Source organism: Humiphilus diazotrophicus, from assembly GCF_059726315.1.
On record NZ_AP040869.1, the window covers coordinates 330,990 to 356,699 of the forward strand.

The 25,710-nt window shown below is 51.1% G+C and carries 22 protein-coding genes; 6 read left to right on the top strand and 16 right to left on the bottom strand.

The window, feature by feature from the left end:
• Window positions 1-768: 768 nt before the first annotated feature.
• From AC6I7T_RS01090 to AC6I7T_RS01105, 4 genes are all read right to left on the bottom strand, one after another.
• Complete coding sequence (locus tag AC6I7T_RS01090) at window positions 769-2,187, bottom strand: peroxiredoxin family protein (protein WP_497787910.1); 1,419 nt, start codon at window positions 2,185-2,187, stop codon at window positions 769-771.
• A gap of 22 nt (window positions 2,188-2,209) precedes the next feature.
• On the bottom strand, window positions 2,210-3,712 hold the full coding sequence (locus AC6I7T_RS01095; protein ID WP_497787911.1) for a hypothetical protein: 1,503 nt from the start codon (window positions 3,710-3,712) through the stop codon (window positions 2,210-2,212).
• A gap of 588 nt (window positions 3,713-4,300) precedes the next feature.
• On the bottom strand, window positions 4,301-4,690 hold the full coding sequence (locus tag AC6I7T_RS01100; protein ID WP_497787913.1) for a c-type cytochrome: 390 nt from the start codon (window positions 4,688-4,690) through the stop codon (window positions 4,301-4,303).
• 184 nt (window positions 4,691-4,874) lie between these two features.
• Window positions 4,875-5,318 carry a CHRD domain-containing protein gene (locus tag AC6I7T_RS01105; RefSeq protein WP_497787915.1) on the bottom strand — a complete coding sequence of 148 codons (444 nt, stop codon included), beginning with the start codon at window positions 5,316-5,318 and terminating at the stop codon, window positions 4,875-4,877.
• Between the two features lie 724 nt (window positions 5,319-6,042).
• On the opposite strand from AC6I7T_RS01105, the gene AC6I7T_RS01110 reads away from it, so the two are divergent.
• Entirely contained in the window at window positions 6,043-7,566 is a 1,524-nt protein-coding gene (locus AC6I7T_RS01110; RefSeq protein WP_497787916.1) for a lanthionine synthetase LanC family protein, read from the top strand.
• Window positions 7,567-8,024: 458 nt separating this feature from the next.
• Here the strand turns inward: AC6I7T_RS01110 and AC6I7T_RS01115 are convergent, their stop codons facing one another.
• The 5 genes from AC6I7T_RS01115 to AC6I7T_RS01135 all read right to left on the bottom strand — a co-directional run bounded on the left by AC6I7T_RS01115 (window position 8,025) and on the right by AC6I7T_RS01135 (window position 13,567).
• On the bottom strand, window positions 8,025-11,285 hold the full coding sequence (locus AC6I7T_RS01115; protein ID WP_497787918.1) for a TonB-dependent receptor: 3,261 nt from the start codon (window positions 11,283-11,285) through the stop codon (window positions 8,025-8,027).
• Between the two features lie 467 nt (window positions 11,286-11,752).
• Window positions 11,753-12,223: a DUF6644 family protein gene (locus AC6I7T_RS01120; RefSeq protein WP_497787920.1), complete on the bottom strand. Its 471-nt coding sequence runs from the start codon at window positions 12,221-12,223 to the stop codon at window positions 11,753-11,755.
• 12 nt (window positions 12,224-12,235) lie between these two features.
• Window positions 12,236-12,739: a DUF6644 family protein gene (locus tag AC6I7T_RS01125; RefSeq protein ID WP_497787922.1), complete on the bottom strand. Its 504-nt coding sequence runs from the start codon at window positions 12,737-12,739 to the stop codon at window positions 12,236-12,238.
• 32 nt (window positions 12,740-12,771) lie between these two features.
• Window positions 12,772-13,188: a DUF6152 family protein gene (locus tag AC6I7T_RS01130; protein WP_497787923.1), complete on the bottom strand. Its 417-nt coding sequence runs from the start codon at window positions 13,186-13,188 to the stop codon at window positions 12,772-12,774.
• Window positions 13,189-13,306: 118 nt separating this feature from the next.
• A complete protein-coding gene (locus tag AC6I7T_RS01135) occupies window positions 13,307-13,567 on the bottom strand; it encodes a hypothetical protein (protein WP_497787925.1) in 261 nt (86 codons plus the stop codon).
• A 90-nt stretch (window positions 13,568-13,657) separates the two neighbouring features.
• On the opposite strand from AC6I7T_RS01135, the gene AC6I7T_RS01140 reads away from it, so the two are divergent.
• Both AC6I7T_RS01140 and AC6I7T_RS01145 read left to right on the top strand, forming a co-directional pair.
• Window positions 13,658-14,617: a hypothetical protein gene (locus tag AC6I7T_RS01140; protein WP_497787926.1), complete on the top strand. Its 960-nt coding sequence runs from the start codon at window positions 13,658-13,660 to the stop codon at window positions 14,615-14,617.
• 139 nt (window positions 14,618-14,756) lie between these two features.
• Window positions 14,757-15,014, top strand: coding sequence for a rhodanese-like domain-containing protein (locus AC6I7T_RS01145; RefSeq protein WP_497787928.1), 258 nt, complete (start codon window positions 14,757-14,759; stop codon window positions 15,012-15,014).
• A 314-nt stretch (window positions 15,015-15,328) separates the two neighbouring features.
• Here the strand turns inward: AC6I7T_RS01145 and AC6I7T_RS01150 are convergent, their stop codons facing one another.
• A complete protein-coding gene (locus AC6I7T_RS01150) occupies window positions 15,329-15,949 on the bottom strand; it encodes a beta-class carbonic anhydrase (RefSeq protein WP_497787930.1) in 621 nt (206 codons plus the stop codon).
• Between the two features lie 119 nt (window positions 15,950-16,068).
• Window positions 16,069-16,320 carry a hypothetical protein gene (locus AC6I7T_RS01155; RefSeq protein WP_497787931.1) on the bottom strand — a complete coding sequence of 84 codons (252 nt, stop codon included), beginning with the start codon at window positions 16,318-16,320 and terminating at the stop codon, window positions 16,069-16,071.
• A 52-nt stretch (window positions 16,321-16,372) separates the two neighbouring features.
• On the opposite strand from AC6I7T_RS01155, the gene AC6I7T_RS01160 reads away from it, so the two are divergent.
• Window positions 16,373-16,495, top strand: coding sequence for a hypothetical protein (locus tag AC6I7T_RS01160; RefSeq protein ID WP_497787933.1), 123 nt, complete (start codon window positions 16,373-16,375; stop codon window positions 16,493-16,495).
• Between the two features lie 277 nt (window positions 16,496-16,772).
• Here the strand turns inward: AC6I7T_RS01160 and AC6I7T_RS01165 are convergent, their stop codons facing one another.
• The gene (locus tag AC6I7T_RS01165) at window positions 16,773-16,931 is read right to left on the bottom strand and encodes a VOC family protein (protein ID WP_497788334.1); all 159 of its coding nucleotides are present in this window, start codon (window positions 16,929-16,931) and stop codon (window positions 16,773-16,775) included.
• 1,104 nt (window positions 16,932-18,035) lie between these two features.
• On the opposite strand from AC6I7T_RS01165, the gene AC6I7T_RS01170 reads away from it, so the two are divergent.
• Complete coding sequence (locus AC6I7T_RS01170) at window positions 18,036-20,081, top strand: S53 family peptidase (RefSeq protein ID WP_497787935.1); 2,046 nt, start codon at window positions 18,036-18,038, stop codon at window positions 20,079-20,081.
• 469 nt (window positions 20,082-20,550) lie between these two features.
• On the opposite strand, the gene AC6I7T_RS01175 is transcribed toward AC6I7T_RS01170, so the two are convergent.
• From AC6I7T_RS01175 to AC6I7T_RS01190, 4 genes are all read right to left on the bottom strand, one after another.
• On the bottom strand, window positions 20,551-21,774 hold the full coding sequence (locus tag AC6I7T_RS01175) for a type II toxin-antitoxin system HipA family toxin (protein WP_497787936.1): 1,224 nt from the start codon (window positions 21,772-21,774) through the stop codon (window positions 20,551-20,553).
• Window positions 21,764-22,096, bottom strand: a complete 333-nt coding sequence (locus tag AC6I7T_RS01180) for a helix-turn-helix domain-containing protein (RefSeq protein WP_497787938.1) — start codon at window positions 22,094-22,096, stop codon at window positions 21,764-21,766. Before AC6I7T_RS01180 ends, AC6I7T_RS01175 begins: the two co-directional genes overlap by 11 nt.
• A gap of 303 nt (window positions 22,097-22,399) precedes the next feature.
• Window positions 22,400-22,792 (bottom strand): thioesterase family protein, encoded by a 393-nt coding sequence (locus tag AC6I7T_RS01185; RefSeq protein ID WP_497787940.1) that lies wholly within the window; start codon window positions 22,790-22,792, stop codon window positions 22,400-22,402.
• 20 nt (window positions 22,793-22,812) lie between these two features.
• The gene (locus AC6I7T_RS01190; RefSeq protein WP_497787941.1) at window positions 22,813-22,977 is read right to left on the bottom strand and encodes a hypothetical protein; all 165 of its coding nucleotides are present in this window, start codon (window positions 22,975-22,977) and stop codon (window positions 22,813-22,815) included.
• Between the two features lie 1,073 nt (window positions 22,978-24,050).
• Between AC6I7T_RS01190 and AC6I7T_RS01195 the strand changes: the two genes are divergently transcribed.
• Complete coding sequence (locus AC6I7T_RS01195; protein WP_497787942.1) at window positions 24,051-25,661, top strand: hypothetical protein; 1,611 nt, start codon at window positions 24,051-24,053, stop codon at window positions 25,659-25,661.
• Window positions 25,662-25,710 lie beyond the last annotated feature (49 nt).

Below are 25,710 nucleotides of genomic sequence, written 5' to 3' on the forward strand. Positions count from 1 at the left end.
ATCAGTAAAATACGCATGCAAACCTACTGGTTTGTGAATGACACATCATTACAGCGAGTACGCCTAAAGCTCGGACTCAACTATCAAAAGAAATGAGTCGGCTGGGAACCGTATTGAGCGGTTCCAAAGCCAGATAGTCGCTTCGACTCCACTACATCCTGATTGTCGAGAAGGAAAAGAGAGATTAGCTACAGCTTGCAAGTATGAAGCAACAACAGCACCGCTGTACCAGGCGGTCATCAGCGAGTTGAAGTGTGCTCTTCATACGTGTGATATGTAATATACACAAGGTCTGCGAGAAAACAAACTTTTTCTTTTGACGCAAATGGCAGAAACTAACAACCTCGACTCCATTTGTCTTTGCCATTCGCTTCGCATATGAAAAACTGACAAACATCCCGAATCTGGCGGAGCTCACCTATCGCACCATCAAAGAACGGTTGCTTGACGGAACACTCGCTGAAGGTACGCGGCTGACTCAGGAACATTTGGTAAATCAACTTGGCATTAGAGCAAAACCAGCGTTACTATGTCCTATCCAAATTCGGCGAAGTGCAGGTTTTCTTGACGGAAAACCTGCGTAGGGAGTTGTGGCTCGAGATACACCTACGCTGGTTTTGCATTAGTCGCTTGATCTGAGTTCATCACTATCTTTAGCGCAACATGGCTCCAGTTCTTCCTTCCCGGAAGAGATATCGTGAAGATGTACTCTCCTGATCAGAACTCTGACCAGGAAAGTACACCGTAAGCTTCGGCTAAATATCTCCTCTACAGGGACGGCTTCGTCGTATTCGTAGCTGTAGCAGTCGCTTGCGTGTTCGAGGGCTCCGCCAAGAGTCTCTCGATTTTCGATGTGAACTCTTCTTGAAGTTGGCGGTTAAACTCTCCGCTGGCTGGAGAGGCAAAGCCGGAATGAATTCCCTTCACCAGGCCATCCCGCCCCACGAAGATAGTTGCCGGCCAGGTATTGAGATTCACGGCCTGAGGAACCTTTTCCCACATCTCTTCTGGCGCTCCTGCAATCAGGTAGGTATACCTCACACGATACTTTTCCACGAAAGCACGCTCTCGTTCCAAACCACTCTGCTGTTCGGGTTCTTCGAAGTCGAGAGCGACGATGGCCAGTCCTTTATCTCGATATTTCTTGTCCAGTTGAACGAGATATTGCGCTTCATCGTGGCAGTTAGGGCACCAGGTTCCCGTCACAACGGCAAGCACAACCTTTCCCTTAAATCTTGGATCTTCACTGGAGATCAACTTTCCATTCACGTCCGGAAAGTTGAAAGTGAATTTTTCCTTCGGATCACGGATGGTGGTATGAGTCTCATAATTCTCCGGCTGCGGCAGATTTTTGGCCGCTGCAACCTCTTGGCGGTACGCGATCAATTTCTCTGCATAACGACTATCAGCCGATGTTTCCGAATACTCTTTACTGCCGGACACACCAGCGCTCGTGGTCTGGTAACTGGTAGAGTTCGTATTTGATGCAGCTACGGTTTGTCTGCTTCGATTGCTATTCTGAAGAATCTCCAGAGTGCCATCCGCCGTCAATGTGACCGCGATAGCGCCCGGGCGCGATCCGTCGTAGTGGCTCAATATCCACTTGCCGTCTTTATACGTGCCACTATACGCTCCAGTATCCCCATCGACTCTCAGAATGGATGCGGCAACTTCAGCGCCGCGCTGTTTGACAATAAAACGAAAAGCTTTTTCTCCCTTTGCACTTGGACTATCCAACGGAATGATCCAGGAGCCTGCAATGGAGGGGATACCTGCGGTACTGACGGGAGATTCCGCATGACGAGTTGCTTCGAAATCATATTGTGCTCCGGAGCCTCGTGACCGTGAAACAACTGTTCCAACTAACCGACCATCTTTCAACGAGGCTGTGATCGTAGTGAGATAGTGTTCGACATTCAGAACGAGTTTTCCATCCTGGAAGGTAGCGCTTGTCGTGCCATCGTATGGCTCAAATCCGTTGTAAAACGTGCCCTTCAATGTTTGGCCGGAACCCGAGATATCGAGCCTGAAGGGAATCTTTGTTCCATGATTCTCCAGGCTGGCATCCCAGCGACCTGTTATCGACTCTGCTCCGTTGGTTTGCGCTACAGCAATAACACCGAAACTCGCTGCACCGAAGCTCGCAAGGACGAGCGCGATGCCGACACTTTTTGGTATGGCTCTCATTTGACCTCCGTTTGGTGTTTCTTTACTCTCCGCTTTGTTTTACTGCTCGGTGGGAAGCTTTTGTTGCCGTTCGTATGTGCTTCGATCGCGCATACTCTCTCCACTCCTCAGGTAGACCCGATTTTGTGGTTAGCAATATCTCCAAGATTGACTTCCGATCTTCAGCTGATAGTCTGGCAAAATCGGAACTCTGATCTTTTCCTGTGAGAACTTCCAGAAGCCGATGGTAAACATAACTTTTGGCCGGTTCGGGCAAGGCGTCGAAAGATTCCGAATAGATCAGATAGCTGCATGGATAACGGAATATTCTCTTCCCTAGATCGAAGTCTCGAAGGGAGCGACCTTTGGGATCTCGAATACCCCTGGCTGTAAATTCCTCAACGAAGGAAGGCGAGCCCTCAATCCTTCTTTCTCCAGAGTCCGACAGCGGAGCCTCATCGACGAAAAGCATATAGCGTATCAGCTGTTCCGCCGGACGCTCTAACTGTTGCCTCGTGTTCTCCGATAAAATCTCGCTCTTAACCTGTGTCGAATCTTTGTTTTTCGTCGCTTCCGCATAGAGAGCAACCCTGGTCTTGTAGTTTGTCAAGGTGATCAGGTTGTGCATCTGAGTCTGATGCGCCAATACCAGATGCGCGACCACATCACTGCCCGTGGTTAGATAGGCTGAAGCATCAAAGGATTTCGACAGTTCCACCAACTTACTAATCGCCACCTGGTCCGAATCACTCGTTGCCAACCTGCCATCGACAATAGCGTTCCCCATGTGTTGCTGGTGACTGAGCTTTCCAGTTACATACCACCCACCCCAACGCTCCGAGAAGGGACTATTCTGGTCGGTGATAAAGGATCTGCTTCCTTGGGCCTGCGTCCCAATATCCGTGGGATAAATCGAGCGTAATAACACTCCGGGGACTCCTCGTGTTCCGCTGGCAATGTGGCACTGAGTGCAGTCCAACTCAGCTCGTCGGAAAGTTGGATGATCAACCTTCTGCTCATCCAACAGATAGAAAATTGCACCCTGCATTGGATCGAAGGAGATCACTTCTATGGCTTTGCCCTCATGGACAGAGCCGACATAGACATCGTCATTGAAGTAGAGCGCCCGGGGATGTTCCGGAGATATCTTCTTATACTGGAAGCTGGTCTTAGAGAACACCAGCGTCTGCGAGTCTACAGGGACCCTCAATAGATTCAATACCGATCTCAAGTAGCCGTGCCCCGGTTCGTACTGAAGCGCTACCTTGCCATCATTGAGTTTTCTCTGCAGCTTCGCAACAGGGTCACTCAGCTCATTGGAGCGATAATTAATCGGCGCATCACTGTACGGAATATATCCTTGATTTCGCACCGCGATTTGGCCCCATGCCCTCGCAGCAAACCAGATGAGAGCACTGCACGTGACGAATACGACCACGATCGCAACTTTGCGCGCACCTTCCTGGAAGAGCCACGCTAGCAAGCTGCCTTCCCTGCTTTCATCAGCCCATCCCCGTAACCTGAGCACACGCTTTATGAATAGCATTGCAGTTCGAATTAGATCGTGAATTCTCACGGTCAAAGATCATCCTCAAACAGAGATGTTTATAACTGAGACAGGACATCGGTCTTCAAGGGCTCCCATCTCATCTGCGTTGGTGTGCGGATTTTGCAGGAAAAGAATGCTTTCCAATGAAAAACCCGCTCCAGCCGGCTTGGCGAGCGGGTTTTCGATTCGCTATTGAGATCCGCAAGGATCAATTGCTCAATCGAGGCACGTAGCTTCCCATTCGCCAGGAAAGATCAGTGGCGAACAACAACATATTGTGGAAACACTAGCCATATAGGAGCGAATCTACCTTTGACCTTGTTCTTTGTCAAACCCCAAAAATTGGTACAGGCCCGAAACATACGTCTCTTCTATCCCAAGACGCGATCCTTGGTGCTTTTGATTCTCGTCAGGCAGCAAAGATGCAAATATCGTTCGCCACTGTTTCCCAAACATTACCCTAGGCGCCCGCATCCACAGTAATTTCAATCGGCACGGAGAGGTGAACTACCGATCGCGTAGGAATGAAACAGCACCAGGCAACGAATCCTAAGCAATTGCATGATTCATCCTTCCCCCCTTGGCTTAACGAGCTTCTTTCGAACCAAATACAGGCGGGCTTACCTGACCCTGATGACAATTTCCGCAGGTCAGAGGCTCGGCGTAACGGCGGTCTCCGAGTTGACCAAGATACTTTGTATTGAGGTCATTAGTCATCGAGATCATTAACCGCGCTGTTTGCTTAATCGGATTCTCGTCGGACGCAAAATCAATCTGCCTGGTTTGAGGATCTTCCTCGTGACAGTATGCACAGGGAACTCCAAGCCCCCGTTCGTAGCCATGCATCACCCGGTTGAGCTCCTCTGGAGAAATGTCCTTGGGTAAAACCTTCAGATTAGTCGGTCTACGATTGGAAATTTTCTGATTCGGAATGGCTTCATTGCCGGATTTTGTAGCCAGATTCTGCGACGTCAACGGCCGTGCAAAATCAGACGGGATGCTAACCAGTAAAATCGGTATGAGAAATCTCCGGTTGATGGTTCTTCTTTTCATAGCTTGCGCGCGGAACACAAGAAACTCGGAATTGTAGTCGTTCGGAATTACAAAACATCGGCGACAGAACGCAAAGTAGAATTCATCGCACTCCAACTTCAAAACACTACTCTGACTTCAGAACCTGTCCTCGGATTTCCCCACCCGCATTCGCAGATGTATGCAGGTTGAAGTACCACTTACCATCGAGCAGATCCTTGGTCTGCTCTGGTGTGAGGCTAGCCTTGCCTTCAATTGGACTCGAGATAGGGCTTATCTTAATTAGGAGCTGAGGTTTTGCATTCTCCCCTTCTGCGGCAGGCCCATGGAAATGGGCACCCACTACTGGCCCCGTCAGTCCACTGAATTCAATACGGTAGCTAAATTCATGAGTCTCTGTATCCAAGGTTCCCGTAAGAGTTCCGGCTCCTGCACTTTCTTTTGGAGGCACTTCCGAAGAGGCCCTCAAATCCGCTTTGAGGTTAATTGTTTCAGCCCAGGATGTGAATGAGGGTAGTGTGAAGGCTACAGCGGCAACCAGTATGCTGAATGAACGTTTTACGCTGATCAATTCACTTCTCCTTTATTGCTACCTGTCACGAAGGTTCTGCATTCGAGGCGATATAACGATGCGTTAAGCACGTAGCACAAGCATGAAAGAATTAAGACTCTTCATCCGAGTGCGAGCAGCTACGAAATAAATGGAATACGAGAGGGCTTACCCGAGGTGGGGACAACAATGAAGGCGAGATGTGGCAGGCTTCAACATCGTTTGATGAATTACGTTAACCTAATCTGAGTCGATGATGCAAGGGAATTGCGCGAGACACATTTCTTCTGTGGTTGCGAACTGGGAGCGGAATCAAGGTGATTGATGGAATCTTGCAAATAGCCAGATGTCACTTCTTTCACTGACGACCTGACTTACTGTCACTGATGTCGGCTTACTCGCAAGGGAAACTTGCATAAATTCGAAAGCTGAGCTAACTTCTCGATAGAGTACATGGCCTTCTCGATCCCCACTCGATTCGCCTGTTGTTCCTCTTCCCGAGGCTAGTCTGCCGCTCCTTTACTCATATCTCCAATAACCATTTGCGGATATTGGCAAATATGCAAGCTTAATCAGTAACAGCCAGTGTCTTCTCTCATCCTGCTGGAGCATAAGGATATGCCTGCTCTCGACCATCGACTTTTTTCCCGACATTGCGAAGAACAGCGATGTACACCCTGCATTCCTAATCGTTGCAATCAAGACATGTAACCGGACACTACACCATGCAGAATGGGGACAATACGTGCATATTCCTTCGCAAAACCTATCCACGAAAATCTCGCGCCGTCTTTTTCTCAGAAACAGCTCTATAGCCGTAATCGCGGCTCCCTCATTATCGGGCTGGGGGGAATCATCGAATTCGCGTGTACTGAACCCAGAAGGGGTTCCGGATTTTCAGCAGGCGGCAATTGAAACAGCTCGCTGGATTCGAACAGCCGAAAAGAAGACTGACCACGGCAGCTATTGGCTTCCGGAGCCCGATCATCCGGAAAAGCTCACCACCGTTTCCCCTATAAATGGAATTTACAGTGGGAGTGGCGGAATTATTCTTTTCTTTCTGCAACTAGCACAAGCCACTAACGATTCAGGCTATTTCGAAGATGCAAAACGTGGCGCAGATTTTCTTCTATCCACATGGCGCCACGTGTTGTCGGAAAAAGAGCGTATTCCAGGTCTCAACCTTTCGTTCTATAACGGACTAGCCGGTCTGGCCTTCGTACTGGCTGAAACATGGAGGGTAACCGGCGCAGAGCAATATAGAGACGCAGCAATTACAGCTACACAGTACATCGCCCAGGCGGCTCACCCTGCGGGAACCGGCGTCGCATGGTCTACTGCTCCAGGAGTAATCGGTGACGGCGGCATCCTTCTTTATTTGCTATATGCAGCAAATGCTTTTAGAGATGATGCCTATCTCAAGCTTGCCGAGAGGGGTGGCCTGCATCTGCTGGAGATCGCATCGCCTCATCCAGCAGGAGGACTCAGTTGGAGGGGAGCTCCATCCGAGGCTCTGGGGCTTGCCACGGAAACGTATTTCCCCAATTTTGAATTAGGGACAGCAGGAGTTTCTTTTGTTCTGGCACGGCTTCACGAGGAAACAGCACATCCTGGCTTTTTAGATGCGGCAAGACAGGGGGCCTTGCATCTTCAAAAGATCGCAACGGTCCGAGGAGATGGGGCTTTAATCTCCTACCGTTTCCCTGACCTCACCGATCTCTACTATCTGGGGTTCTGCCACGGTCCGGCGGGGACAGCGCGTCTTTTCTATGAGCTTTACAAAATAACGAAGGAGCCAGATTACCTTGACTGGACCGAAAAGCTGGCACGCGGTGTAATCAATAGCAATATTCCGGAGAACCAGACTCCAGGATTCTGGAATGTCGTTTGCCAATGCTGCGGTTCTGCCGGTGTGACAGATTTCTTCCTAGGCCTCTGGGCAGCAACAGGAAAGCAGGAGTACTACAGATTCGCGAATCGCGTAATCAGCCAGGCATTGAGCCGTCAGAGCAATCTGGACAACAAGGGCATCCGCTGGTATCAAGCCTGGACCCGAGTGAAACCTTGGGAGGTTTCCGCCGAAACGGGCTATTCGATCGGAGCTGCCGGAGTTGGAACCGCCTTGCTTCACACGGCGCTCGCACAGAAAGGGCGATATCAGGCCCTTCTTTTTCCAGACAACCCCTTTCCGAGTAAACGTCCGGAAGATGCTGGGAAACTGGCGGTCAACTCAGAAGCTTCACAGCGATATCTTCGTTATCTTCCGTGATGATTCGAAAGACAACGTAGTACTGCGGAGCTAGGGTCTTAATGCAGCCTGTCAAATAGCACTCAGGTTATGATGGAACATCACACATACGTCATTGTCAGCAACCGTAGTCGAACAATTGCACGCCTGGCATGGACCTCTCCGTCGACCGGATTGATTTACTGTGGCATTTGCATGCGCGCTACCATCTCGCTTGAGATCGGCTCAAAATGCGATGTTTGCTGTAGCACGGTATCTAGCACCTTCAGATTGTCGGAAAGACAGAATACGCTGAAGTCTGCCTGGAGTGAAGCCTTCTCCTCCATTCATTCTTCCGATAAGGGAAGATCGTCTTAATGGAGAACAATGACGAATCAAGATAGAGAGAACTTTCGCGTGGCACCCTCCCAGGCATCCTCCGTTTGATAGACGCACAAGCAACCGAGTCGTTTTGCCCAACTCGATTGCTTGTGTTTTTTCTAGAAAAGGATTTTTAAGGCTATCTGAGTATTGAAAGGTTCGCCCGGTCCAATGCCCGGAGCGGAATTAGAGGCTCCAATTGTTGAAGAAGCCCTCCCGAAGCTTCCGGAACTGGAATAGGTAGCACTTGGAGAAGCCAGGTTGGTGAAATTCGCAATGTTATATAACTCAAAGCGAAGTTGAGCGGTGACTCGTTCGGTAATAGGTGTGTTCTTGAAAACCGACAAATCAATATCCTTGTACCCAGGAGCAAAGTACTGATTACGCCTCTGATTGCCGAAAGTACCTCCCGCCGGGAGGGAGAAAGCCGAAGCATTGAGCCACTGCACGTAGGGAGTTGATCCTGCAGTGGTAGCCTTATGGACGACATGAGATACACCAGCAAAGGGATCTCCTGAAACATTCGCGAACTGCGCTCGATCTCCTGTGCCGGATGTATCGAGGGTACGGGTACGAATCGTAAACGGCTGTCCGCCATGGAAGCTGAACAAGCTATTCAGTTGCCACCCCTGATTTAGCAGATGAGGTCCTCGCGAGAATTTGGGCAAAGCGTAGCTAATCACTCCGGTGAAATTATTGCGCTCGTCATAATCGGAATTGCCATAGTTCGCTTTGAAGTTGGAGCTGCTCTGCGGTAATGCATACGTGCCGCGGTACTGAGTCATTTCATCGAGATTGTGAGACCACGTGTAACCTGTCGATGTCGTGATCCCATGCCAGTCGGAGGTCCTCAAGGAGATCTGAAGAGAGTTGTAATTTGCGGTACCAATGGTACTTACTTCGTTAATCGCTCCCCAATCTGTTTTGCTCGAAACGCCTGTATAGCTGTTGCTGTTGTGATAGGGGCGTGAAGATTGCACGACCGATCCGGCCAAATTAGGTTTCGCCGCATTAATATCCAACAAACTGATCTGGTGTCGCGAACCGGATCCGACGTATCCAATCTGGAAGACAGCCCTGCCTCCCAGGCCCTTTTCCAGTTGCACGTAATAGTTGTAGGTATACGGAGTATGGAACTCCTGGGCCACGGAGAACAGGCTCAGCACGCTGGCTGTAGACGCATTTGCAAAGAAGTTCGATCCCGAAGCAATTGCCTTGGCTCCCTGCGAGACCGCCTGAACAGGATCGGCGCCACCCGGATTGGCATGTACTCCGACGGCACCGTTGTTCGTCGTGCTATTTGACAGGAATGGTGTCAAATTCGGGGTGTCGAAGAAAATACCATAGCCACCGCGAAGGACAAGATCGGCTTTCCCTCCGGGCTGGTAATTGAATCCGACACGAGGGCTCAGGTTTGTCCACTGACGAGGATAGAGGCTATCCAATCCTTTGCCCAGAAAAACGGGCCGGCTTAACGCATGGGAAAAGACCGACAAGTTCTTGTCGTCGTTATATAGCGGACCGGTGTAGTCATAGCGCAGACCATAGTTGATGGAAAGATTAGGTTTCACCCTCAAGCTATCCTGCGCAAAGAGAGAGAAGGTATCGACATAAATCCATCGCTCGGCATTTCCCTGCTGAATCGAAGAGGAGTTGGAATAGCCCGCAAGAAAGTCCGCAAGTGAGCGGGAGTATGTGTCCACCGGGCTACCGTTAATACTGTTTGTTGACGCCCAAGGACCGACCGAACCACTAAAATTGATGGTCCCTCGCGCATTCGTGAAATAAAAATCATCCACCTGTGCCCTGCGGTACTCTCCACCAGCACGTATCTGATGCTTGCCGATAGTCCAGGTGATTGCATCTGTCACATGCCCAGTGAGATCGCTGCGTCCGGAAGGAGAAGTTGCGCCCACATAATCAAAGCTGCCTATATTGATATTTGGCGCACCCAGGAACTGTGAACTAGTCACAAGCCCCCAATTGGCTATGTTCTGGCTACTGCTCAGATCATTGAAGGTCTGGTTAAAGTAGCTGACTCCTAATTGCAATTGATTTGTCAGGGTTGGCTTCACAATAGAGTTCAGAATCACCGAATAGTTTTGCACGTGGAGCGGCGCAATCTGATAGTAGGGCTTCTGATAAGAGCCAACCGGCGCGGTCTGGTTTCCCTGTCCGGCAAACCAGCGAACCGAAAGATCATGATTCTGGTTAATGTGGTGATCAAATTTCACCAGCCAGTTATAGCTAAATCCGAATTCATTATCAGGTGTATAAAAATTATTTGGAGACGCCGCTGCTGCAGCCCGTGCTGGAGCAGACCAGAGATTATTTAGCAATGCAGTCGAGACGGGATTCTCCGTGATATTATTCGCGGCTAATAGCTGACGAGCCAAAGCTTGATATCCCGATCCCGGCTCAGTCGCCCCGACCCCCGGATTAATATTGAACTTTTGATATTCAAATGCCACAAAGAAAAATGTTCGATTGGGAAAGATCGGGCCACCAACAGTAATCCCGCGATTTTCACTGCGGTTCTCCGGCTTGTTCACTCCTAACGGGAGAAACGGAGAAGCAGCAGCCAAGGCTTCGTTGCGATTGTAATAGTATGCCGAACCATGCAGCTTGTTCGTCCCTGATTTCACAACCAGATTCACGGAGCCGCCTGGATTTCGTCCACTCTCGGGAGATGCCTGCGTTTGCAACGAATACTCTTCGATTGCATCAATAGGAAGTTCACTTCCCGCTATCCCGGCAACTCCACCCTGGTTGACGGCGGGGATGTTATGCCAGAGATCATTGTTGTCTGTCCCGTCGATCTGGTAATTGATTCCATTGCGACGAGCGCCATTGACCGAACCGATAGCAGCATTCTGATAGCCTGCGAAACCAGGCTGTAAGGCTGTGAGCTGCAGAAAGTCACGCCCGCCAATCGGTACATCTTGGACCTGACTGCTGAGGACGTTCGACTGTGTTGTACTTTCGGTGTCGAGAGCAAGTGCCGTAGCGGTTACATTAACCGTAGTCAATTCCTGGGCAACAGAAAGTTTGACTGGGAGTCCGACTACAATTCCAGCCGAAACCTGAATTCCTTGTACGGTTGTTGATTGGAATCCACTAGCTGTAACCGTCACTGTATAGCGTCCGGGAGGAAGATCCTTCAGGGCGAACTCTCCCGCACTTGAAGTAACAACAGCGTGCGCAATGTCCGTGGCATCTTCAGAGATCTTCACTAAAGCTCCAGGCACAAGACCGCCTGAGACATCGGTCACTGTGCCGCTAATACCGCCTCGAAATGTTTGTCCATACACCGCCAGGCTGAAGAGCACCGATAAAAACAACATGGTCGCTTGCCGTGTGATCCATCTGTAATCCATCATCGCTGTACCTCCAAACTGATGCGAATTCCGGTTCATTCCACACTTACGGTGAGTTAGGAGAGATTTACTCAAACATGCGGGAACAGAACCTGTTTCTGTTGCAAAACTCTCGTATGCGGATCTATGCACTCTTGAGAGCTTCTGATCTGGGTATAGATGGGCGGGACTAACGGAGATCGCAACTCTGGCAGATGAATATCTCTTCCTGACGGACCTAAATCATGATCAGGGAATGAAATAGACAGTTTGCCGAGGAAGGAGTCGACTCTGGAACAGGCCCACCTCAAGCAGGGTGCGAAGTGTGCCCGTTAACTGAGATCAATAATAGTATCCGCACACCGCACCGTTGTGATCGATGCGACAACAATGCCGTTGCGTGTGCGGAGCATTCATTGCTTGACGGTATCGTGAAGCAGTTGGCATGTCAAGACCGAGATACATATGACCCTCGATTTCATATAGCTATTTCACAGGAATCCAATTGCTCTTCCGGCCAATCCGACACTAAGCCAAAGCGCTAGCGAAAGAACAGCTCCACTCTTCAGCCACAGAGGCGTTTGACTGTCCTGGAGACGACTAGCCGCGCGGTGCAGCGGAAACGACACTGCGATGGCCAGCAAAAGGGCAATCATTTTAGCGCGAAACCCTTGACTGTAATAACATTTCATTGCCTCTTCGCTGACCATCAGGACTCCAGTAACAGCCATCGTGACAAAGCTGGCAAGCCAATACAGATATAGCTCCTCAAAGATAGTGCGCGGAGACCACCGGCGAGGTATCCCCAGCAAACTCAAATCGATCAACAAGACTCCTCCGCCGAGAGCTGCGAGAGCAAGCAAATGAAAGGTCTCAACGACGGCAAAGGCCCATTGCGACTTTTGCATATAGACGCCGACCGCCGAGTGATTCAGCCATTGAAAGATACCCAGGAATAACATGAGAAACTGGCCTCAGTTGTAATAAGCAATCACTCTACCGGCGGTTATGATCGCAGCCCAAAATGTGAGAGAAACGCCTCCGGCAATCTTAGCGGGAAAGGGTGGATGAATAGAGCTATCCCAGGCTTCGATTTTGCGATAAATCGTGCGGTAGTAGATCAATGGATTGATGCCGACCAATAGAAGCAGAATGAGCTTGATCCGGAATATCGGATTGCCATAGGATTTCGCCGCCTCCGCCCAGAAAAGGAGCAGCCCGCTGCTAAAGGCAATTACCACACCTGTTAGTGTCAGAGGAATTACTTGCCGGGAAACGGTGCTCACCCGTTCCTTGCGAAACAAAAGACCGAGAAGACGCAGGTCGAGCACGGAAATCGTTCCTACCAGCAGCGCGATGCTGAGGACATGAATGGTCTCAACGATGGGAAAGGCCCATTCCGATTCACGCAAATAGGTGCCGAAGTGCGAGTCGTTAATTGACTGAAAAAGCTGCGGGACTGAGGGGGTGAAGATCATATGCAATGAATTTCCTTGTGGCCTCGATACTCCTACTTCTGCCCGGACGTGTCTCCTGGACCGCCATCCCCAGGCGTTCCACCATAAACACTGCGCCCGTCAGGAAAAGTGACACGACGGGCATCGACAAGATGAGACCCATCTTTCGCACGGTATCCATCGACAACGATGGTGTCTCCTAATTTCAGGTCACTCTTTTTCCATCCTCGCCGCGTGAACGCAGCAGGATTGGCCCCTTCACAGCCCCAATTCGTGGCCTTTCCCTTGTCGTCCAAAACATCGACGTAGAAATAGGAATGCGGGTTTGTCCACTCGACTCGGGTAATCTTTCCAACAAGTCTTACTGGCTTATTGCCATCAAACTCCGCGGCAAAGGAATGATGAGCAAATGCAGGCAAAGCTGTACCCAGAATGAGAATTGCAAGAATCGCGAGAGGGTTAACTTTCATTGATCCTCCAAAGGTCATAACAGAATTTCATCGCAAGAAAAGGAAATGCCTGCCGCAGCGCTTTGGCTGGAAGCAGGCTTCGAGAGTAAATCTAGAATCTGGAGATCGGTCGTACCGATTAGAATCCCGCGCTCACGCTATGCCTGTCCACGCCAAGAAAGGGCAGGAGACAACAACCGGCATGCAGGCGAATAAACATAGCCGGAATGTATCCCACCTGGATATATGTGTCAAGAATCTTGACCATTCGAAAAACTTGAAGTAGTGTACTGCCATGTTTCTCTCCTCGCGTACAGGTTGTTGTAGCTCCTTCCATCTCGCCGTACGCATCGAGATCACCGCTGTCCTTTAGTCTCTGCAGACGCGGCGTATGACTCACATCGATTTTTTCAATATTGATTCGTTGTTCGCTTAGGCTAACTCTTCGAGGTCTCCCTGTAGCTTCCCTAGAGGGATGGAGCCGTTACCTGTGATTAGAAAGGCTTTTGTGATGTGCGATTTTTTTAGTAGGCGCTTCCCCGCCGTTATTTTTCTTCTACTGAGCTTCTTCGCAGCGGGAAGACTTCCCTATGCCCAAACCACGTCATCTCAATCGTCATCTTCTTCCGGCAATAAAACTGGAAATTCCGAACTCGAATCGGCCCTCTCAATTTTTTCAAGGAAAGAAGAGGATCTGCCTAAGGGCCCGGCTCCACGCACCTCGCAAGGCCATCCCGATCTCTCGGGCTATTGGATGCCATCAAGCAAAGACAAGCCAGTGGGCAACATCGGAAAAGACCTGCCTGGATATAAATTGCCTTTTACTCCGGCTGGCGAGGCAGCACTGAAATACAACATCGAGCACACAATCGATCCAGAAAGCTTGTGCATCGTCGGAGGCATTCCGCGACACGACGCCAGCGCGCTTCCATTCCAGTTATTACAGGGCGCTGATCATACGGTATTTCTCTACTGGTATACGACCTACAGGCTGATTCCTTCCGATGGCCGCAAACACACAGAAGACCCTGATCCATCCTTTTTTGGAGAGGAGATCGGCAGCTGGGAGGGCGATACATTTGTAATCGATTCAATAGCGTTTAAGGACGCTCGAACATGGGCAGATGAAAATGCCAATCCTCATAGCGACGAACTGCACACGATCGAACGATGGACGCGGCCAGACATAGGACATCTACATCTTGAGCTGACCATCATAGACCCGAAGTTTTATACCGCGCCGATTCACTACCAGAGGACTTGGCTGCTGGGTCGTCCCGAGCAACAGGTCAAAGAGTATTCCTGCTCGGAAGATAACGTCGATGCCCCACATCTCCAGCCCGGACCAGGTCCTATCGGTCCAGATGGGCAACGGGGATATGAAAAACTGGCACCCCTGCCACCGCCACCGGACAAGGATCACCCCGCAAAAACCTCGATCCCGGAATAGCGAAAACAAGGTGCCCGGCAATGACCGATTACCGATTATTAAGATTGGGAGGTTAACCACTCCCCATGTATCCGCAATCTCGGTCAGGCAGTCAGCGTGAAAGATCTGAAACGGTGCATTGACGCAGGCGAGGATCTGCTTGTTCTCGGCCGGCCACGAGCCATTCGAATACCAGATTGCCAACATTGGAGGCAAACTCATCCTGCAAAATGATGTTCCGCGGCGGCTCAGCGAAATCCATCGCGACAAAGAGATCATTGTGCATTGCAAATCGGGTGGACGTAGCCAGCAAATTGCCGAACTTCTTCAGCAATCTAGCTATTATAATGTGGCTAATCTTGCTGGCGGCATCCTGGCGTGGACCGATCAGATCGACACGCAGATAAAGCAGTACTGATCCGTTAATTTGAAAAACACTGAAGTATCATTCACTTCCTTACGCGCATGAGATCTGGAACACCAGGCAGAGATCGAACCCATTAATACAGATTTTTACAGACCTATGCGCGTTATAGCAGTTTCGTTAACAGCATGAGGGATTAGATTTGTTCGGCGCCGTCATTCTTTGGTGAAATGGCTGCGCCGAGTTCGGCCCTCTCCTTTACCCCTTTTTGCGAACCGCATTGTATCTTCAGGAGAAGAGGTGGCCGGAGATCACGAGCGTAAATCGACCACCATAATTGATTCGTTGTCATTCAAACACAGCAGAAGTTACGCAGCAGTCTCGTGTCTCGAACCGATGTTAGCGTCTGAATCCGGCCGTCCGGCTTGCGTGGCCTTATCGACTTCGATCAGGCGGCCGCTCCGGACGTCGTAGATGTATCCGTAGATCGGAATCGTCGCCGGCACGAGAGGGTGATGACGAATCCGCGTGACATCGTCCACGACCGACTGCTCCACGTCGGAGATCGTGAGCCACTCAATGTACTCACCGGCTCGCGAACCAGGTCCCCGGCCTACATCGCGAAAACCTGTCGAAGTCAGTTCTGCTGTTTCCAGGCTACTGGCCAGCAATCCGCGAATCACCTCGTTGGTGAAGAACTGCATTCCACAATCAGTGTGATGGATCACGAAGAATTCGCGCGTGCCAAGCAGCTTATAACTAATCACCAGCGAGCGGATAGCATCGTCACTGGCTCGACCGCCTGCATTGCGGATCACGTGAGCATCGCCTTCAGACAGGCCAGCGAACTTCGCCGGATCCAGCCGTGCGTCCATGCACGTGAGAATAGCAAATCGGCGCGCGGGTGGTAGGGCAAGTTTTCCCTTATCTCCGAAATTCTGACTGTGCTCGTGGTTCGCAGCCAGGACATCGTTCAAAATATCGCTCATAAGTTGCTCCTTGTGGTAGTTACTCCGTTGCGTTGATGTCGATGACATGGATTGGGAGATCCCAATGATTAGTGGTAAGTTCCCATCGACGATTCTCCTCCCGATGAAAGGCCTCCAGATCAGGAAACAACTGGCGGGCGAGTTCTCCCTCCAATCGCGAGTTGGTATTTGCGAAAGATCCGAAACCACTCATCGTGATAGCCGTAACGAATCCGATATACCCACTCAATAGTTTCGGGTTTCTCGACAAGTGCGACGGGTGCGGAAGGTAGCTGCCGGGCGATAGACGTGCGGCTGTCGGGGGAAGAACCGGACAGCAGGGCTAAATAGGTCCATGCGAGAAACCTGGGAGAGAGAATCGAAGAACGCATCAGAATCCTCCGGAAATAGGAAGCGTCTGCCATAAGCTCTGGAGCAGTTGCCATGTCTCTGCGTGTAGCAGCAGATTATGGAAATTTCTGGATGAGTTGGCTGGTGAATCAGGCTGGCACCGGAAGCAGATCGCTCACCCAGTTGTTACCGGATGGAACAACAACCACGCAATGAAGGCATGAAAACCATGCGGAGAAATTAGCATATCCCCGGAAATTGCGTCAACAATGACGCCTATCCTAATGTGAGGGTTGATCTCTGGGGACGCCAGCCCTCAAAGATAAGTAAGCCACCAGTCTGCCCCCCGTTCTTCAAATCGGCGAAATCAGCAGTCTCTGGAGTGAAGAGTGAGTCCGCTATCTGCCCTGGTGATGTGGATACAGCTAATTGGGGCATGGGGATTCCACATGCAGCTCAGATGCAAACCCATCGAACGGGGAGACACCCACTTTCAAGCTTCGCCCAGGACCGGAGATGTAGCTGAGACTTCGAAACCGAGTGCGTCACAGTAAAACCGGATTGAAGTTAGCATGTCGCAAACCCAAAACAGCGGAATGACTCCACGAAGCTCAGCGCTATTTGAAACTCTCTTCTTCTGCGAACGATGCAGTCATAACGGACTGACCAAGAAGAGGAACCTTCAAATCTTGACAAGCTCGGGCCTTCTCATGAAAGACCGCTGTAATTAAGATGGTCTTCAGATACTTTCAGTTACCCACAACTCATACAGTAATATTGGCAGATATTAATGGACCGTACTCCGCATCAAGTCAGGCACTTATGGTGTACCTACCACTCGCGGCCTGATGGTTTTCACGAGAAGACATCGATAGGTTCAGACCGCGGAGTACCGAGAGTCGTCGGAGGAGTATGCGAAGGGATGGATAGAATATGAAGTAGCAGGATGTCAGTTCGAAGATGGCCGCCAGAGCAGACGGTTACGAGGAACAGCTCTCCGATCCTGGTTCTTCACGATACGATTGAGTTCAACTACAGGCGAACACACACCGAGCCAGCAGGCTTGCTGCGAACTACACAGTACTGGCCGGGGAAGGAAAAAAGGAGCATACCGTGCCTGCATACGGTCTGCGGTATTCTCATGCATTCGAGCCGGGCTGTAACCACAGAGGATCTTACTCTGCGTCTGATCGCGAAGGTAGGCGACGTCCAGCCTATGTCCCATTATTCTTATACGTATGTCGGCTGTATCCGAACTACAGCTGCAGTATCTGGCTTCGCGACCTTTGCGTGCGAAGAAATTCCTGTTGACACAAGATCAAGGTAACGACAAAATCGTTTTAGCGAATTTGCAGGGCCCCGTTCTTATCCCCACAATTCGGTACCCTACTGAGAGCCTTGACCATCCAGCGTCGTGTCAGGACGATTCAGTCAACTGGAGAACTCAGTCTTCCCACGGATACCTCTTCCGCCCAAGTGGACGAGGTATGTCGTTATATCTCGTCCCATGTGTTGATTCTATTTTGATCTATGTCTTGACCTGCGGGTAACTCCGTGAGTTCCGATGCCGCTTCTCTTGTGTGCCTCCGCATGCGATCGCGGTGGTGTGCCTCCAGGCGTCGCCACTTGCAACCTCAGGGCAGTCCCCGATTTTATCGCTCTCTACTGGCCCGCGGCACAGTCGGATAGCTCTGTGTCTAACTCCTCACGTTTTTACTAACCGTATCTATCCCCCTTGAAGGAGAAACTAACTGCCATGTCTAAGTCGCGCGTCACTTCAATTTTAATTAAGAAGCATCTAACCCGGTGCATTGCGCTGTTGGCATTGACTCCCTTTATTCTGCCTACCGTCAAGGCCCAAACGCAGCTCGATGTTCCCAATGTCGCCCAGTATGCCTCCGATCATGGCTCGTCGCGGCCGGAGAAAACGGCTACTATCACCGTTCATCTCAAACTGCACGACCAGGCAGGGTTCGATAAGGCCGTGGAGGAACTGTACCGTTCCGGATCGCCAACCTTTCACCATTGGATGACGCCAGCGGAGATCGCCCGCTATGGAGCTACGGCCGAAGATATTGCGGTCGTCAAGAAAGAACTCGAGTCTCACGGACTAGCCACCATAGAAGCCGATAGTCAACATTCAACAATTCGCGCGCGCGGCACGATCTCTCAGCTTGAGAGCGCCTTCCAGACGAACATTCATGACTTTGAACGGGAGGGCCATTTCTTCCATTCCAACGTTAGGCCAGCAGCGCTCACCGGTGCTGCAGGCAGCCTGGTCAAATCTGTATCGGGTCTATCTAACATGCCGCTCAAGTCGCATCTTGCCGTTGTTAAGAACCCGAAGACTGGCAAAACGAGGCCTTTCATTTCAGTCAAGAAAGGCACGAATCCGGATCTGAGCAAACTATTCACGAATACATGCTTTACCTCCGCCGCGAGCGTTCAATTTACGACCCAAGGAACTCCCGCGCTGCCAGCAGCCACGTACTACGGAAACGTCTACGACACCATAGATCTTCCTTGCGGCTGGACTCCGGCGCAACTGCAAAGCTATTACGGATTACAAAAGGCGTATAAGGCGGGCTACCAGGGCGAGGGCCAAACCATAGTGCTGGTCGACGGTCCATCTTATGGCTCGCAGGTAGCCTCGGATTTCGCTAACTTCTCCCAGTGGACTGGCCTGCCAGCGCCCACGAAGAGCAACTTCCAAATTATTTATCCGGATGGACAACCAAGTTCGTATGAACTCAACTACATTACCGACTGGACCGAAGAGGCTGATCTGGATGTTCAATGGGCACACGCGATTGCGCCTAAGGCCAAAATCGTTCTGCTCATTCTCCCCACGCAGGATTGGTCTGAATTGGAATACGGCATCCAGTACGCAGTCACAAAAAAACTGGGCAACGTAATTTCCAACAGCTACGGCTACCCTGAGTTTCTTTGGGGCTACCACACCGTTCTGGGTTTCGAGCAGACGCTTGAGACCGCAGCAGCGGCTGGTGTGACGGTAAACTTCTCCACCGGAGATTACGGGGATGAGGGAACGGGCTCTCCCAACGCGGGCGGAGCATCCTACCCGGCCACTTCCGCATATGCGACTGCGGTCGGCGGAACCAGCATCGACATACTCAATAGCGATGGCACTGCCTCCGAAGTGGGTTGGGGAAACAATCAAGACGATCTGTCCTTTGGCTGGACCTATCCCATCACTCCAGGTTCTGGATATTTTTTCGGTGGCTCAGGCGGTGGAGAAAGCACTTTAATTTCTAAGCCCAAATGGCAAAAGGCCTTGCCTGGAACCGGTCGTCAGGAACCGGACATTGCTGATATCGCCGATCCATTTACCGGCGCGATATTCGTCTACTATGGAGAGCTTGGCTCCATCGGTGGCACCAGTCTTGCGAGTCCTGTATTTTCGGCTATCGTGTCTTTGGCTTCGGAGAAAGCTGGAGCGCCGCTGGGACAATTGGCGCCGCTGCTCAGGACTCTGCCCAAGGGTGCTATTACCGATATCGTACCAACCTCTAGCCCGGAGAATGTCGTTGGCTTCTATATCACGACTGACGGCCCAACCTACTACTCCGCAGCTACCCTGGCTGCGCCACTGGCAAACACGACCCAGTTCTACAGCGCGCTCTATGATTCCAGTCTCAATCACAGTGGAGACTACCTGGTTCAGACGTTTGGGACCGATACCTCGCTTACCGTTACACCAGGCTGGGACAACGTAACCGGATGGGGCGTTCCTAACGGTTATACCTTTATCACCGACGTGGCAGCAACGGCGACAAAGTAGAAGGCGCAGTCCATCCTGGCAATATTCGCACTGCACATCCGCAGGGGTGTCCGGAAATCAAACCGAACGCCCCTTTCTTGGCCGACGACCATTCGCGGAAACACAAAGGTTAAATTATTTGTTTTCAGTAGAGGCATACAAAAAATCGGCACCAAGCCAGGTGACACCATCGATTTCTTACTGCGGGCGCAACATCCTAAGACTTTGCCACAGCAGATGCCATGAAAAAGCACGCTTCGGCGCAGTTCCGGTGGCCGGATCTGCGTTCATAGCAATCTCCTTGTTTCGGGGTAGGTGGAAATACCAAAGGCAAGATGGAGCGCAACAGATTCGGAACGATGTGCTCGGACCAATCTCTACGAGCACATTGTTTGGTTGCCAAAGAATAACCTTACATCATTTGCTAACTTCGACCTATCCCTGGAATAAGCATGATTCGACCGTAGTTTCTGCAAAAGATATAGGATCACTACAACTTGATCTTCTCCGCGATCTCTTTGGTGGATTTTCGCGATACGTCTGCTTGTTCTGCATAGCGCGGCCACTTGGCCACGGCCTTTTTTACTTTCGCCAGAATCTCCGGCGCGTTTTTTATCCCATGCTGCTTGCCCAACGCCTGAAGTTGGGTTATGCCGGGATTCTTTCCCTCGCCCATCACGAGCATACTTTGCTCGCCACCTGGGCCATAGGAAAAGACTAGGTCGTAGGCAGGCGCAAAAATCCACTCGTTTCTCGCATTGAGAAGAAACGAAAAATTCTTTACGTGATCATCGCGGTTATGAGCAAGGACATTGAAGCAGGCCAGTGCATAAGCCTTTTCAGCCTCCAGAATGTTCCTCGTCAACGCCAGTGTTACGCGCAAAACCATTTCGTAGTCAAGGCTGGGACTGCGATGATCGGCATGGATCAGGCCACCAAGGCTATGCATATGGATGCGAGCATCTCCTTCCCGGTCGAAGCGCTTCGTGCCGAAGTACTTGTTTCTTTTAGTGCGGAAAAGATGGGTTTCAGGCATCTCCACACCTGCATCCTTGGCCATCAGGCTATAGGCGAATTCGATAGCCCCTACGTCCCGAGGGTCCAAGGAAGACGGAAACTTGATCATCCAGTGCGCGAAACCGGGTTGCAATTCCTGCTGGCCATGAATGATCCTTTTCTTGTCTCTGCTCACCTGCGCCACGATCTTGGGCCGGGCACCGGAAGAGGAGCCGTTAAGCCGTAGCAACTCTTCGAATATCTCTTCGTTTTCTCCGGCCAGCACGACAGCCGATTCCTCAGCAAGCTTGTCAAGCGCCAGCGGAGCATCATCGGCGTTTTGCTGCCCCAGTTCCGGCTCGTAACTGAGAGCACCCATGCCATGCCGTCCCACATAGGCTAGCCGGTCGAGCGGATTCAGTTGTCCGCGATGAATTCCATGTTTTTCCACCGTGCGGTCGAGTAGAAGGCGGCCCCAGCCATCCGGCAGGCTGTCATTGAATACGCCGAACAGGCCATCGAAGATTGGGGTGTCGGCAACAGCTACACCAGACCGGAGGGGAAGTTTGATTGGCGAAATCTCTATGTCAGAAGCGATGAATGCAGCATCATACTCGAAAAAAACCTGTCTATTCTTGAACGCGAGGCGCCCAATCTTGCGGCGTTGGTCTCGCGCATCCAGATAGGCGGTCAGCAATTCTGTCGGGCTATACGCCATGGCTGCGTACTTTTCTGCCCGTCGCTCTGCGACGCGATATCGGCGTAGTCAGTAGGGCGTCGAGCGACTGGGCGGCCGGGATTGGCTCACTTCCCACGGCCAGCTTGTCAAAATCGTCAAGGCAACCCAGCACCAAGGCTAGATTCAAAAGCGAATCCAATGCGATCAGTCCCTCGCGCTCAAATCGCTTCAACGAACTCAAGGTCACTCCCGAACGCGCCGACAACTCTCTCTGCGTCAGGTTCACGGCAAGACGCCGGGCCTTGAATCGCCCTGAAATTCCTCTCTGTACCTCTTGTACCGTTTTAAGATAAACAGCCAATATATTGCCTCTTATAGTTAATTATACCTAATAAGAGTTAAAATATTGACTATAATTTTGAAAGCCAAAACACACTGCTCGGCCCGGAAATACCTAAGCTACAGCTGCATTTTCAAATATTCTCAAAGGCGAGAAAAGGTCAAAGCGGTAGTGCGATTTCGATATGGCATCTGACGGCGCCGGGAGGTTTGCTAGTGCACTGGATGGGTTGCGGCAACTTTCCAGAAGCACGAACCAACCGGGAGACCAGCCCGTTCCTCGGGAAGGCACATCGAATATTGATATCGGTTTGATCGACAAGACTTACTTTTTTGCTTCTGCTTTCTCGAGAAATTTTTTAATGCTGATGACAAACCTCTCGTGAGTACCCGAGCCGATCTGTTCCTTTTCATCAAACGCTTTCACGGAAAAGATGAGGCGTCTGTCATCGATTTCCGTAAGTTCGGCGACGGCGCGTACCGCTAAACCTACCGGAGTTGCAGCTGTGTGCTTGATCTTCAAGTCGATTCCGACGGTGCTCATGCCGTCCGGCAGGTGAGAATCGATAGCATTGACAGCCGCCCCCTCCATCAATCCAATCATGGCCGGCGTTGCATACACAGAAACGTTTCCGCTGCCATACTTGATCGCCGTATTGTTGCTGGTTACCATCTCGTTCTTTTCGCCTGTCATGCCAATCGATAGATTCAGGTCCAATTTGATTGCTCCTGTTGGATCTATTCTTGCATGTGGCTACCCCATTCAGATTGATTCGCTCTTTTCGCAGGCGATCTGGTTCCGCTCTTCACCAGTTCGACAGTGATTTGAAATTCGGAATAAGGAATCGCCTCGGCGACACCGCTGAGTGTGTCCGCAGAAGCTGCCGGTGTAGGTTGCTCCATTCTTCGTCTTTAACGGAGATCGCTTGTCTTTGAGCCCACTCCTTGAGGATGGATTGATTCACCCTTCAAAGCGGTCTCAAGGTAGATCTCCAGGGGCAGGCGCTCTGTCGCCGAGAGCTTCGCTCGGTGACCTCAAGCACCGGGACCCTCTGCCGTGGTGGCTACCATAACTCCGCGTTGTTTGTGCCCTGGCTCATGGCGTTCTCCCGCGAGTGGCGCTGTTGTACCCCGGAACCAAATCTCGGCCAAATTTGTGGAAGGTTACGGAAAGAGTCTAATTCCAGGTGGCTTTGAAGTCGTTGCGACACAGACAAAGGCCTCGTCCAATGCGTCGCTAGATACCTTGGAGATTCGGCACGCAGTATTCGTACAGCGGCATTCCGTCGAGTCCCGTATATTGCCTATGCTGTAGCACAAAAAGGAGAATTCCAGACATTGCGATTTGCACTGGCGCTCTAGGGCGATTGATGTCACGCCCGGCGCATAACGGATGACTACTGTCGCAATCAGAGTTTCAGTGAACCTATCGAGCATGCATAGCCTCCGTACCCGATCTATCCCCTTTGCACGAATTTCGAGGTTGCCCTACTGTGTTGATCATTCTTACCAAAACTTTACGGAAGATGTGTTTATGAGAATCATCGCGATCGCGGTGTTTTATCCAATGCTATGGTAGACCAGTAGCCGTTGTACTTAGCCGTTTCTTGAGCTTTGTAGCAGGAATCGGCGCAGCTATTACTCTCGTTCTATCTATGCCTAGACCATGCAAATTGTGGGTGTTGGCCGGTTGTCTCTTTGCCGTTGGATTCATGGCCTTCCTCATTTTTGCATTTGTATGATTCGATTCTGTTTCGCATTAATCCTACGAATAGAACGCTGATTCTGTACTGAAAGACTTCGATTGAGTGAGGAAGAACCCATAAAAAGTGGATAGAATAGGACGCGTTGGGCGTACCGCATCAGAAACGCGGACGTTCGCTCTGCGCCGATTTTGGGGAGGCTAAAACCCAACGCCTCCACCGCTGGGACGTCTTCGCTCCATGCCGATACCAAGGACCCGTGGAGGCGGAACAATGAAATCCCCGATTTGCTTCAACAGCAAGATGAATACTGCCTTGTTTAAGTTTGTGGGCATGATGCTTACAATCGCACCGTTGCTGATACCGAGTGTGGTCAACTCTCACGCAAGCGCTCAGACATCGACAGATGTTTATAACTCCAACAGCACGACGGCATTCACCGATTCGGCCAAATGCAGGCGAACAGATCCCCCGTCTTGGGTGCGCGCGATCAGTGGTGGAGGAACAGGTGAAAGCGTCGCCAACGCAATAAAGGTGGGACCTCATGGCGACCAATTTGTGACGGGGAATTTCAGCTCGACCGCAAAGTTCTCAGGCACCACGCTTGTTTCTGCGGGTGGATCGGACATATTCCTTGCCAAGTACGGACGTTCCGGGAATCTGCTTTGGCTAGTGCGGGCTGGCGGCTCGGAGGATGACATCGGTTTTGGATTGGACCTTGATAAACAAGGGAATGTCTACCTGACCGGAGGCTTCAGGACCTCCGCAGTATTTGGCTCTACCAACGGTGTAACCAAGACCGTGTCGGGGGTAGGGCAGACCACCTTCCTTGCGAAATACAGCCCCTCAGGCGTTGTTCTGTGGGTGCAAACGGGCATCTTGCCGTTTTATGGTCTCAACTATGGAGGGGGGATAACGGTGAACGCCCAGACCGGCACGATCTATATAGCTGTTCTGAGCCAGGGCGATACGACATTCTCCTCAGCCAACGGGAGGATCGATACCGTTCCTGGTGCCGGTACCTGGCATATGCTGCTGGTTAAGTACAATACCGATGGGAATTTCCAATGGGGGCAAATAAACCAGGGTGCCCCCAACAGTCTTCCGTCCACAGTTGCGGTCGATACCCGAGACAATGCCTATATTACCGGCTGGTTTGAAGATACCACTACCTTCTCCAGCGCCGATGGCAACGATATAACCGTGACTGGATTGAGCCCGGCACAGACTACAAGCGACTATCCAGGCGATACCTTTCTGGCCAAATACGATAAGAACGGCAACGTGAAATGGGTGGACGATATCGGTGGATACAAGGCCAACGGGAGCGGTGTTGCAGTAAGTCCTCACGGCGAGATCAGCATTGTGGGCTTCATCGGAAATATCGATTTTGGATCGCCAAGTGAGGCGAAGACTGTGGTTGGCTCACAGCCGCCGGGAGCAAGTATCAACCTGGGCGGAGGCCATTTCACCGATCCCTATAACCGGGACGGCGTGATCTCCACTTACGATACGAACGGAGTATTGAAGCGCGCAGTGAGAGTGGGAGGAAGCAAGGGAGATGGCGCCACTGGCGTTACATACGACTGGCGAGGAGATCTCTACATTTCCGGATACTTTGATGGCGCAAGTCTGGGAAATCTTTTCGTGCGGAAATACTCTGGCGAGAAATTGCTTTGGACAAAGACGGCTGGAAACGCTGCAATTCCGTCCACGCAACCAATCATCACTCCCGCAATTGCCGTCGATCGGGAGGACAATGTTTTTGTCACTGGAGAGTACCAGGGCACAGCAACATTCGGAAACATCAAATTGCACAGTGTTGGGTCATCAGACATATTCGTGTCAGAGCTGAGCCACCACCACTGGAACAGACACGATTGACGGAAGGGGTTCAATCTCCGTTGCGGTCTGAGTCAATAAAGCGACTCAG

Coding starts and splice junctions, on each gene's coding strand:
- AC6I7T_RS01090 (WP_497787910.1), bottom strand. CDS start 2,187: ATGAGAGCCATACCAAAAAGTGTCGGCATCGCGCTCGTCCTTGCGAGC.
- AC6I7T_RS01095 (WP_497787911.1), bottom strand. CDS start 3,712: ATGCTATTCATAAAGCGTGTGCTCAGGTTACGGGGATGGGCTGATGAA.
- AC6I7T_RS01115 (WP_497787918.1), bottom strand. CDS start 11,285: ATGATGGATTACAGATGGATCACACGGCAAGCGACCATGTTGTTTTTA.
- AC6I7T_RS01120 (WP_497787920.1), bottom strand. CDS start 12,223: ATGTTATTCCTGGGTATCTTTCAATGGCTGAATCACTCGGCGGTCGGC.
- AC6I7T_RS01125 (WP_497787922.1), bottom strand. CDS start 12,739: ATGATCTTCACCCCCTCAGTCCCGCAGCTTTTTCAGTCAATTAACGAC.
- AC6I7T_RS01130 (WP_497787923.1), bottom strand. CDS start 13,188: ATGAAAGTTAACCCTCTCGCGATTCTTGCAATTCTCATTCTGGGTACA.
- AC6I7T_RS01150 (WP_497787930.1), bottom strand. CDS start 15,949: ATGAGCGATATTTTGAACGATGTCCTGGCTGCGAACCACGAGCACAGT.
- AC6I7T_RS01155 (WP_497787931.1), bottom strand. CDS start 16,320: ATGCGTTCTTCGATTCTCTCTCCCAGGTTTCTCGCATGGACCTATTTA.
- AC6I7T_RS01160 (WP_497787933.1), top strand. CDS start 16,373: ATGTCTCTGCGTGTAGCAGCAGATTATGGAAATTTCTGGATGAGTTGG.
- AC6I7T_RS01170 (WP_497787935.1), top strand. CDS start 18,036: ATGTCTAAGTCGCGCGTCACTTCAATTTTAATTAAGAAGCATCTAACC.
- AC6I7T_RS01175 (WP_497787936.1), bottom strand. CDS start 21,774: ATGGCGTATAGCCCGACAGAATTGCTGACCGCCTATCTGGATGCGCGA.
- AC6I7T_RS01190 (WP_497787941.1), bottom strand. CDS start 22,977: ATGGAGCAACCTACACCGGCAGCTTCTGCGGACACACTCAGCGGTGTC.
- AC6I7T_RS01195 (WP_497787942.1), top strand. CDS start 24,051: ATGAAATCCCCGATTTGCTTCAACAGCAAGATGAATACTGCCTTGTTT.